Here is an 11,001-nt window from a genome sequence, read left to right on the forward strand (position 1 = left end):
TCGTGAATGCTTTGCCCAACGGGGGAATCGAACGAGAAGCCCCCACTTCAAGCGTGAGCTAAGTGGTGGGAGTATGTCACTTTACAGGAACCTCCAGGGAATTTCCTAAAAAAAGTACGCCAGACAATGAATTTCTCCATCATCTGACGCACTTTCTTAATTTTCTTTATCTGATTCCTTTTTGATCTATCACCGGCTGCCCGGCCATTCCATCGTTTCGTATGGATCTGTTTCCGTCCATCCGTCATTCTTCCGGATCTATTCTACGTCCTGTCCGCCCTTCACCTGCGGCCGTCCAAGGCTCTCCCACTTCAGGTAGGCGCTGATAAATCCGTCGAGTCCGCCGTCGAGCACCGCATTTACGTTTCCGCTCTCAAATCCGGTCCGGTGGTCTTTTACCATCGTGTATGGCTGGAGTACATAGGAACGGATCTGGCTTCCCCATCCGATATCTTTGATATCGCCGCGGATGTCAGAGAGCTTCTCTGCATTTGCCTGCTGCTTTAACATATACAGTTTCGCTTTCAGCATCTGCATTGCCTTGTCCTTATTCTGGAACTGGGAACGCTCATTCTGACACTGGACAACAACGCCGGTCGGGATATGGGTGATACGGACTGCAGATGACGTCTTGTTGATGTGCTGTCCGCCGGCACCGCTGGAACGGTAGGTATCGATCCGCAGGTCATCCGGGTTGATCTCGATATCCAGATCTTCCTCGATATCCGGCATAACATCACAGGATACGAAGGAGGTCTGTCTCTTTCCGTTCGCGTTGAACGGAGAAATTCTTACGAGACGATGAACGCCGCGCTCGGACTTTAAGTAGCCGAAAGCATTCTCACCGTTAATCTGGATCGTTACCGACTTAATACCGGCTTCCTCACCGTCGAGGAAATCGAGGACCTCGACCTGATAGCCTTTTCTCTCTGCCCAGCGGCAGTACATGCGGTATAACATGCTGCACCAGTCGCAGGACTCGGTTCCGCCCGCTCCGGCATTCAGTCTTAAGATCGCATTGTTATTGTCATATTCTCCGGTCAGAAGTGTGCGCAGACGAAGCGCATCGAGCTCAGAAGTGAACTCGTCGAGCATCTCCTGGATCTCCGGAATGATCGCCGGGTCATTCTCCTCGTACCCCATCTCGATCATCAGTCCGATCTCCTCATACTGATTCTGGAGCTTGTTGTACTCTGCGACCGTGTCCTTTAAGTTTTTCGCTTCTTTCACGAGTCTCGTAGATTTCTCTGCATCCTCCCAGAAGCTCGGCTCTTCCATGGTCTTGTCCAACTCATCGATCCTTCTGATCTTTGCCTCCAGATTCAGGGAATCACGAACCTCCTTTAACGGAGTTTCATATGTGGACAAGGTGTATTTAAACTGGTCTAACTCAACCATTGACTCTGTCCTTTCTTATAATGATTTAACAAGGTCAGCGCAAAAGCTTGCGCTGACCAGTAACATTTCAGTATCTTTCCGGCTGCCGTCTCTATGCCAGCGGTTTTCTTCCGTGACACTGCTTATATTTCTTACCGGATCCACACGGACACGGATCGTTCGGGTAGATCTTCTGGGTCTGGCGTCTCTGCGGAGCTTTTGCCGCGGAATCATCACGGTTTGTACCTGTAACCTTGGCTGCCGGCTCTCTCTCGACCTTCTCCTCTACACGGATATGGCAGAGAATACGGAGCGTGTCCTCACGGATCGCCGCAGTCATATCATCGAACATCTCGTATGCGCTCATCTTGTACTCAACGAGCGGGTCACGGTTGCCGTATGCCTGTAAGCCGATTCCCTCACGGAGCTGATCCATATCGTCGATATGGGACATCCACTTGTTGTCGATAACCTTTAAAAGTACCACACGCTCGATCTCACGAACCTGCTCTGCATCCGGGAATTCTGCTTCCTTGGACTCATAGAACTTCGTCGCAAGCTCTTTTAACATGTGCTTGAACTCATCTTTGTTCATCTTCTTGATCTCTTCTGTCAGCTCGATCGGCTTTAACGGAATGATCGGAAGAAGAAGATCATTTAATTCCTTGAATCCCCAGTTTTCCGGAGTCTGCTCGTCGCTGATGGACATGTCCACAGCGCCCTCGACAACGTCGTTGAGCATCTTCATGATCACTTCACGCATGTTCTCACCGTCAAGTACCTGGCGGCGCTCAGCGTATACGACCTCACGCTGCTCATTATTGACCTCATCGTACTTTAAGAGGTTCTCACGGATACCGTAGTTGTTTGTCTCGATCTTCTGCTGTGCCTTCTCGATCGCGGAAGACAGCATCTTGTGCTCGATCTGCTCATTCTCCGGAACACCGAGTGCATTGAACATGCTCATCAGCTTGTCGGAACCGAAGAGACGCATCAGGTCATCCTCAAGGGAGATATAGAAGCGGGACTCACCCGGGTCACCCTGACGTCCTGCACGTCCGCGGAGCTGGTTATCGATACGTCTGGACTCGTGGCGCTCTGTACCGATGATCTTTAAGCCGCCGAGTGCTTTGGACTCATCGTCAAGCTTGATATCGGTACCACGGCCTGCCATGTTCGTCGCGATCGTTACCGCACCGTGAACACCTGCGTCCGCTACGATCTCAGCTTCCAGCTCATGATACTTCGCGTTTAATACTTTATGCGGAACTCCGCGCTTCTTTAACATCTGGCTCAGCATCTCAGATGTCTCGATCGTGATCGTACCGACAAGGACCGGCTGTCCTTTCTCGTGTGCCTTTACGATCTCCTCGACAACTGCGTGGAATTTCTCTTTCTTTGTCTTATATACAGCGTCATCAAGATCCTTACGGATTACCGGACGGTTTGTCGGGATCACGATAACGTCCATGCCGTAGATATTACGGAACTCTTTCTCCTCAGTCTGGGCTGTACCGGTCATGCCGCCTTTTTTCGCGTACTTGTTAAAGAAGTTCTGGAATGTGATCGTTGCAAGAGTTCTGGACTCTCTCTTGACGTTTACATGCTCCTTCGCCTCGATGGCCTGATGGAGACCGTCGGAGTAACGACGGCCCGGCATGATACGTCCTGTGAACTCATCGACGATCAGGACCTCATCATCCTTGACCACATAGTCCTTATCGCGGAACATGAGGTTGTGTGCACGGAGTGCGAGGATAATGTTGTGCTGGATCTCAAGGTTCTCCGCATCTGCAAGGTTGTCGATGTGGAAGAATGCCTCGACCTTCTTCACACCCTGTTCTGTCAGGTTTACGACTTTCTCCTTCTCATTTACGATGAAATCACCGGTCTCAGTGATCTCCTCGCCCATGATGGCGTTGAGTTTATTAAACTCACCGGATTCCTCACCGCGGACCAGCTGCTTTGCAAGGACATCGCAAACCTCATAGAGCTTTGTGGACTTTCCGCTCTGTCCGGAAATAATAAGCGGGGTTCTCGCCTCATCGATCAATACGGAGTCGACCTCATCGATGATGCAGTAGTCCAGGTCACGGAGTACCATCTGATCTTTGTAGATCGCCATATTGTCACGAAGATAATCGAAACCGAGCTCATTGTTCGTCACATAAGTGATATCGCACTGGTAAGCTGCTTTTCTCTCCTCGGAAGTCATGGAGTTTAATACCACTCCGACCTTTAAGCCGAGGAACTCATGAACCTGTCCCATCCACTCAGCATCACGCTTTGCAAGGTAATCATTGACCGTTACGATCTGGACGCCTTTACCGGAGAGGGCATTTAAATATGCCGGACAGGTGGAAACAAGAGTTTTACCTTCACCTGTCTTCATCTCTGCGATACGTCCCTGATGAAGGACGATACCACCGATGAGCTGTACCGGGTAATGCTCCATATTTAAGACTCTCTTTGCTGCCTCTCTGACAGTTGCAAATGCCTCCGGCAGAATATCGTCGAGCGTTTCTCCTGCAGCAAGGCGCTCTTTGAACTTTCTCGTCTGATCCTTTAACTCGTCATCAGACATCGCCTGCATGGTCGGGCGCAGTTTCTCGATCTTATCGATGATCGGGTAAATATACTTTAATTCCCGGTCACTGTGCGTACCAAATATTTTTTCAACAAAATTCATTCTGCTTGTTCTCCTATATAAATAAATATCCACATGCGGCTACCCCCAGGCTTTCAACTGAAAATCCAGCCACATACACTGTTTCAATCTCTATCCGATGCCTTTTCTTCTATGTTGCGGCACTTTTCACATGACCGCATACGACTGCATCGTACAATCCTTAATATTTTAACACCTTCCGGGCTTTTATTCAATGACTTCATTTAATTTTAACAATTCGTACATAAATCTCTTATTTTTAAGGACGGTACTTTATAAATTTACAAATAAATGTCGCCTCCAGCAAACAAGCGCGACTCCCAAGCATGTTGTCGCGGCTGAACACCTCTACGGGCAGCAGACCAACGAGCTCCCGAAACCGTACCAGCACATGCACTCGCCGCGGTTTACTACCACTGTGGCAGCGGACCGGTGAGATTCCGGGCGGGAGCACATTGATCCGGGGAGATGGCTTCTCTTAGCTCGCGGGTGACTGCATTGGAGAACAAGGAACACTTGTCTGAGCGAAGCGAGTTGTGTTCCTCGTTCTCCGCCCTTAGCAGTCGCACGCAAGCTTAGAGGAACCCTCCCTGGATCGCCGGTGCTTCTGCCCGGAATCTCACCGGCCCGCAGATACTCCCCAGCGCCCGCAATCTCTTCTCCCCAAATTCCTGCCAAACCATTTTCCACTTAAAAACTGTGCCCCTTTCCCACACACTTCCAAAAATTCAGATATTTTCCTCCCCTCTCATTTTTCCCATCTTCTCCCCTTCCGGCATCCTCTTCCCGCAGCTTTTCCTCCATGATTCCCCCATTTCCCCCAGACTGTACAACTTGCACAAACCATACATTCGATTCTCCGGTTATCCACTTTATCCACACTAATCCACCAAAATTATGTGGAAAGTTGTCCACCTCGAAAAATGCCGATTTCACGCTATTTCGCAGTTATACACCAAGTTATCCACATTATCCACAGGTTTTTTCCTCCCCACCGGTGGATTTTACACTCTCTTTATATTTGTTTTATTTTTGTGAACATCTCATAAAATTTACATTTCCGACAACTTTTTTGCCCGATCCCATTGACAAACCCGGAAGACTTTATCTAGCTTTTGAGCTTTTATACACCTTTTTTTACCTTTTGAAATTTTCTCATTTTTTGTGTATTTTAGTTGTCTTTTACAGAATTTTGTGTTATACTTAAGCCATCCCAAACAAAGGAGTTGATTTTATGCGTTACACAATCAGCGGAAAAAATATCAACATTACACCAGGCTTAAAAGATGCCGTGGAAAGTAAATTAGGAAAACTGGAGCGCTATTTTTCTCCTGATACAGAAGTACAGGTAACATTAAGCGTAGAGAAAGGACGTCAGAAAATAGAGGTTACGATTCCTGTCAAAGGCAGCATTATCCGTGCTGAACAGGATTCCAGCGATATGTACGTATCCGTTGATCTTGTAGAAGAGATCATCGAGCGCCAGATCAAGAAATATAAAACCAAGATCGTCGATAAGAAACAGAGCGCATTAGCTTTCAGCGAAGCTTTCCTTCAGGAAGAAGCAGAGCAGGAAGAAACCGTTAATATCGTAAAGACAAAACGCTTCGCGATGAAACCGATGGATGCTGAAGAGGCATGCGTACAGATGGAACTTTTAGGACACAATTTCTTTATGTTCCTCAACGCAGATACAAACGAAGTAAACGTTGTTTACAAGAGAAAAGGCAACTCCTACGGACTGATCGAGCCGGAGTTCTAAGTGTTCTGAAATTTCATAAGAATGAATCACCGGATAGCGGCACCGATACGGATCATCGTACAGTGACCGGTTCTCCGGATCAGTAGAAAAACAGGCGGTACCTGATCTGAAATCGGTTATCGCCTGTTCTTTGTCTTCTTTTATCTCTTCTTTTTTGCACACGCCGCGCACGCCTCACATGCGCTCTTCGCGACTGCCATCCCGCCGAGGGATGTCTCGCGAAGCTCCGACGGGATCGAACGTCCGACCGCATACATGACTCCGATCGTCTCATCGATCGGGGTGATGCTCCGGATCCCGGCCATGGAGAGTTCTGCTGAGATCAGCGCATTCGAAGCGCCCATCGCATTCCGGTTCTGGCATGGATTTTCAACCAGTCCTCCGATCGGATCACAGACGAGTCCTAAGATATTCACGATCGCAAAGGATGCCGCATCGAGACACTGTGCCGGAGTTCCTCCGAGAAGCTCCACGGCCGCGGACGCCGCCATCGCACTCGCCGCTCCGACCTCCGCCTGACAGCCGCCCTCCGCTCCTGCCGTTGTTGCATTTCTCGTGATCAGGTAGCCGACTGCCGCCGCATTGAACAGCACCTTGCAGATCTCCTCATCCGTAAATCCGAAATTTTCCTGCAGCGAACAGAAAACTCCCGGGATCACTCCCGAAGATCCTGCGGTCGGTGCCGCCACGATAAGTCCCATGGAGGCATTGACCTCGAGAACTCCCACCGCGTAAGCGATCGCCTTCGACACTACATCCCCGCAGATATTCTTTCCGTTCTCCCGGAGTGTGTGCAGCTTCCGGCTCTCCCCGCCGATCATGCCGCCCATGCTGACGATGTTCTCCTTCAACGGCTTTTTCGCCGACGCCTGCATGATCGACCATGCCTTTTTCATCTTTTCCTTCGTCTTTTCCGGATCCTGCTCCAGGAAGGTCGTCTCCCGCTCAAACATCGCCTCGGAGATCGTTTTCTTTTCTTTCTCACAGTACTCTAAAAGTTCTGCTCCATTTGTAAAATTCATCGTTTTCCCTCCCGTCAGTCCAGATTGATCGCCGGAACCAAAAGTACATTTTTGACCGCCTCAAAGCCGCGCAGAGCGTTTACCACCTGGTTTGAGACCGTCGTGTCCACTTCAATGATCGCATAGGCCATCTTGCCCTTGCTCTCCCTGTAGAGGCGCAGGGAGCCGATATTTAAGTCGTATGCACTTAAAACTGCCGTCACGAATGCAAGCGTTCCCTTCTTGTCGATATGCTGGACTACGATCGTACTGTAATTTCCGGTGAGATCCACATCAACGCCATTTAACCGCGTAATGACCGCATTTCCGCCGCCGATGGACTTTCCGCGCAGGGACATCTCATTCCCGTTCTCATCCTTCACATAGATGTCCACCGTGTTCGGATAGATCTCCTTGTCCGTAAAATTCTCCTCAAAACTGAACTGGAGTCCCGCCTCCTTCGCGTACTCAAACGAATCGCGGATCCTCTCATCATCCGGATGGTACCCTAAGATACCGCCGACCAGCGCCCGGTCCGTGCCGTGCCCATGGTACGTGCGCGCAAAAGAGCCATAGAGAACAAAGCGCACCGACACCGGTTTCTCCACCATTTTTCCGGCGATAAAGGCGATCCTCAGCGCTCCCGCCGTGTGAGAGCTTGACGGTCCGATCATATTCGGTCCGAGAATATCGAACGTTCCGATCTCATTCATACCTGTTTCCTCATTTCCTGTATTTTTCGCAAAACGGCCATGATGCTGCATGGAAAATACGCAGCGCTGGATTATAAAACGCAGCTGCCGTTTTGCTTTTTTTTCTACATACTACACTATCCACTATTATACACAAAAAGGAGCTGTTTTTCCACAGCTCCTTATCGTTTCTTTTTTATAGTTCCTGCTGTAATTCTTCGCTTGTTCTTCTCTCTATTCCCGACAACTCCCAGCGGCAAGTCTCCGGGCAGGAGTGCCTTAATTCAGGAATCTGGCTTCCTCTTAGCTTGCGGGTGACTGCGTTGGAGAAGAGGAGACACTTGTCTGAGCGAAGCGAGTTGTGTCTCCTCTTCTCCGCCTTTAGCAGTCTCCCGGGAGCTTAGAGGAACCTTCCCTGAATTACCGAGTACTCCTGACCGGAGACTTGCCGCGTATCTTTCACCAAACCTTAATTCAGGAACGTAACCGCCTTCGCCGGCGTTCTGTAATACGCGTTGGAAATAATAATACCGGTCTTTGACGTGCTGGCGTGAATGATCTTTCCATCGCCGATATAGAGCGCAACGTGGTTGATCGTCTTTCCGCTCGCATAGAACAGAAGGTCACCCGGCTGGATCTCAGACAGGGAGATCTGCTTTCCGTTCGATGCCTGATCTCTCGAAGTACGTCCGGTGGAAACTCCAAAATGCTCAAAGATCCGCATCGTAAATCCGGAACAGTCCGCTCCGTTTGTCAGGCTTGTCCCACCGTATACATACGGATTTCCGAGGAACTGTTTCGCATAAGCCACGATCGCTGTGCGGACTGCAGAATCATATACCGCACTTCCCGGTCCGTTCTGGGTATCCTGGTAACTTCCGGAGGTTCCCGTACTGCTGCCTGTGGAAGTATTACTGCCGTCACCGCCCGGACCTGCCGTATTGCCGGTATTCTGGCTTGTGCTGCCCTGGCTGCTCTGGTTCGTCTGCTCCTTCGTCGTTCCGTTGTCCGCATTCGGATTCTGCGCGATCATACCGATCGAGGTTGACGGAGTGTCCTTATTTTCCGTGCTCTGTCCGGATTCCTTTTTCAGCTCCTCAACCTTTGCGATCGCATCGTCCGCCTCTTTCTTGATCCGGGCAGCCTCCTCAGCTTTCTGCTTTTCTTCCTCAACGCTGACCGCCTGCTTGAACTCTACCCTCTGTGTGACATAATCCTTATGAACATATCCGCTCAGGGATTCATCGACCTGGATCTCGATAAAATCGCCGTCTTCCTTCACTTCCAGATATTCCGAATCTTTGGAAAGTGTTGTGAGGACCGCGCTGTTCATATTCGGCTGTTCGCGGAGATTTAAACCGTCCGCGCTGACTGTGACATATACAGTTCCCACATTCTTTGCGATCTTCTCAGCCTCAGCACCGGTAATAAAATATTCTGATTTTATGTAACCTTTAACGGAACCGGACTGGATCTGATACCAGGTTCCTCCCTCTCCGTCCACCGTTGCAAGGATCGTCGCCGCACAGTTATTGTAGATCTTTCCGACAATACTGCTGGAGGTGTTCGCCTCAGAACGGATATTTACATAGTTGCTCACGTGGGAGATCGCCACATTATCGTAAGCCGACTGTTTATTTCCAACGGTCGTGATCCCCTCTCTGGCGCTCACCTGCACCGAAAGCGTCTCAGCCGCATAAGCAGCCTGCGGCATCATGAGCGCCATGCTCAGCCCGCAGACTGCGATGATTCTTCCTGCTCTGTTCATTCTTTTTCTTTTCTCCTGTCAATTACCGGCAATCCCGTCTTAATTCTGCATCCTGTCAAAAGCTGTCGATATACTTAATTCTGCCCGTTCAGATAAGCTTCCACCGATGCGACGCAGTTCGCGCCGTCCGCCACCGCCGTCACGATCTGGCGGAGCGCCTTTGTACGGACATCCCCGGCCGCGAAAATTCCCGGAACATTTGTCCTTCCGTCCTCGCCGGCTGCGATATATCCCGCCGGATCCATCTCCACGGATCCTCTGAATATCTCACTGTTCGGGGTGATCCCGACCGCGACGAACACGCCGTCCACAGCCAGGTCATTCTTCTCCCCGGTCTTCTTATTTAAAATTCTGAGTGTTTCCACCTTATCTGTTCCGACAATTTCTTCCGGGACTGTATCCCATAAGATCTCCACATTCGGAAGCTCCATCAGACGCTTCTGTAAACTCTTCGCTCCCCGGAACTCGTCTCTTCTGTGGATCACATAGACTTTCTCGCAGAGTCTCGCGAGGAAGATCGCATCCTCAAGGGCAACATCCCCGCCGCCGATCACCGCAGTCGTCTTTTTCCGGAAAAACGCACCGTCACAGGTCGCGCAGTAGGAAACACCTTTTCCCGTAAACTCCGCCTCTCCCAGGATCTCAAGCTTTCTGTGATGCGCCCCGGAAGCGATGATGACCGCTCTCGCAAGTCTCGTCTCCTTTTTGCAGACAACCTGATAGATCACAGGCGGGCGCTCCGCCCCGGCTTCTGCTGCCGTCAGGAGTTCCTGCTCCTCTTCCTTCCCGGATGCGTCTGCGGACTCCGCACTTTCGATCTTCTGTACGGTATCTTTTGCGAATTCCACCCCGAGCTTATCGGCATGTTCCCGGAATTTCATTCCGAGATCAAAGCCGCCGATCCCCGGAAGTCCGGCATAATTGTCTACCTCATATGTTGTAAGCACCTGTCCGCCGCTCATCATCTCTTTTTCGATCACGAGTGTCTCAAGCTCCGCGCGTTTTGCGTAGATCGCAGCCCCGAGTCCCGCCGGACCGGAACCGATAATGATCAGATCATAAATCTGTTCCATGATGCCTCCAATCTCAGAATCGATATATGTGATACATTTTCCGCACATCCTGTTCTTCATGTCCGCACCAGGCGGTCACAAAACACAAAAATACGCCTTGTATAGTATAGCACCATATATATCTATTATACAATCAGTTTCACTGAAATTTAAGTGGCATTCCTGTGGCAAAATACAGAAAAACGCAGCCATACGAGGGAGTACGACTGCGTTTTTCTACATCCTGATCAATTCACTTGGGGTAGTGACATACTCCCACCACTTAGCTCACGCTTGAAGTGGGGGCTTCTCGTTCGATTGCCCGTTGGGCAAAGCATTCACGAGCGATCCCCGTGTGTCCCACGGTTCTTTTTGGCTGATATCTTTTTATGATGCTTTTTCGCTTTTTTCTAATATGATCCCGGATATTCTCAGGCCTTCCCGGCAGATATTAATCGCCGCATTTTCATCACGGTCCATCTGGTTTCCGCAGCTGCAAAGATATACCCGCTCTTCCAGTTTCAGATCATGTTTTATTTTTCCACAACAACTGCATGTTCTGGAACTGGGATACCAGCGGTCGATGCGGACAAGTTTCTTTCCTTCCCGTTCCAGTTTATACTGCAAAAAATCTGTGAACATTCTCCAACCGTTGTCATGAACACTTTTTCCAAAATGATG

8 protein-coding genes are annotated in these 11,001 nt (G+C 49.9%); 1 reads left to right on the forward strand and 7 read right to left on the reverse strand.

The window, feature by feature from the left end:
- Nucleotides 1–258: 258 nt before the first annotated feature.
- Together prfB and secA are read right to left on the reverse strand one after the other, a co-directional pair.
- Nucleotides 259–1,398: a peptide chain release factor 2 gene (prfB, locus tag GPK90_RS12025; protein WP_118299253.1), complete on the reverse strand. Its 1,140-nt coding sequence runs from the start codon at nucleotides 1,396–1,398 to the stop codon at nucleotides 259–261.
- Nucleotides 1,399–1,489: 91 nt separating this feature from the next.
- Nucleotides 1,490–4,066, reverse strand: a complete 2,577-nt coding sequence (secA, locus tag GPK90_RS12030; protein WP_118533619.1) for a preprotein translocase subunit SecA — start codon at nucleotides 4,064–4,066, stop codon at nucleotides 1,490–1,492.
- Between the two features lie 1,213 nt (nucleotides 4,067–5,279).
- On the opposite strand from secA, the gene hpf reads away from it, so the two are divergent.
- Nucleotides 5,280–5,807, forward strand: coding sequence for a ribosome hibernation-promoting factor, HPF/YfiA family (hpf, locus tag GPK90_RS12035; protein ID WP_118533617.1), 528 nt, complete (start codon nucleotides 5,280–5,282; stop codon nucleotides 5,805–5,807).
- Nucleotides 5,808–5,947: 140 nt separating this feature from the next.
- On the opposite strand, the gene sdaAA is transcribed toward hpf, so the two are convergent.
- The 5 genes from sdaAA to GPK90_RS12060 form a co-directional block, all read right to left on the reverse strand.
- A complete protein-coding gene (gene sdaAA, locus GPK90_RS12040) occupies nucleotides 5,948–6,829 on the reverse strand; it encodes an L-serine ammonia-lyase, iron-sulfur-dependent, subunit alpha (RefSeq protein ID WP_118299257.1) in 882 nt (293 codons plus the stop codon).
- Nucleotides 6,830–6,843: 14 nt separating this feature from the next.
- Nucleotides 6,844–7,521, reverse strand: coding sequence for an L-serine ammonia-lyase, iron-sulfur-dependent subunit beta (gene sdaAB / locus GPK90_RS12045; RefSeq protein WP_021905496.1), 678 nt, complete (start codon nucleotides 7,519–7,521; stop codon nucleotides 6,844–6,846).
- Nucleotides 7,522–7,969: 448 nt separating this feature from the next.
- Nucleotides 7,970–9,268 (reverse strand): C40 family peptidase, encoded by a 1,299-nt coding sequence (locus GPK90_RS12050; protein WP_021905497.1) that lies wholly within the window; start codon nucleotides 9,266–9,268, stop codon nucleotides 7,970–7,972.
- A 74-nt stretch (nucleotides 9,269–9,342) separates the two neighbouring features.
- Nucleotides 9,343–10,341: a thioredoxin-disulfide reductase gene (trxB, locus tag GPK90_RS12055; protein WP_215703098.1), complete on the reverse strand. Its 999-nt coding sequence runs from the start codon at nucleotides 10,339–10,341 to the stop codon at nucleotides 9,343–9,345.
- Nucleotides 10,342–10,707: 366 nt separating this feature from the next.
- Nucleotides 10,708–11,001: zinc ribbon domain-containing protein (locus GPK90_RS12060; protein WP_215703099.1), on the reverse strand; the 294-nt coding region annotated here is incomplete at its 5' end.

The sequence above is a fragment of the Clostridium sp. MCC344 genome (assembly GCF_018785365.1).
Classification (GTDB): domain Bacteria; phylum Bacillota; class Clostridia; order Lachnospirales; family Lachnospiraceae; genus Pilosibacter.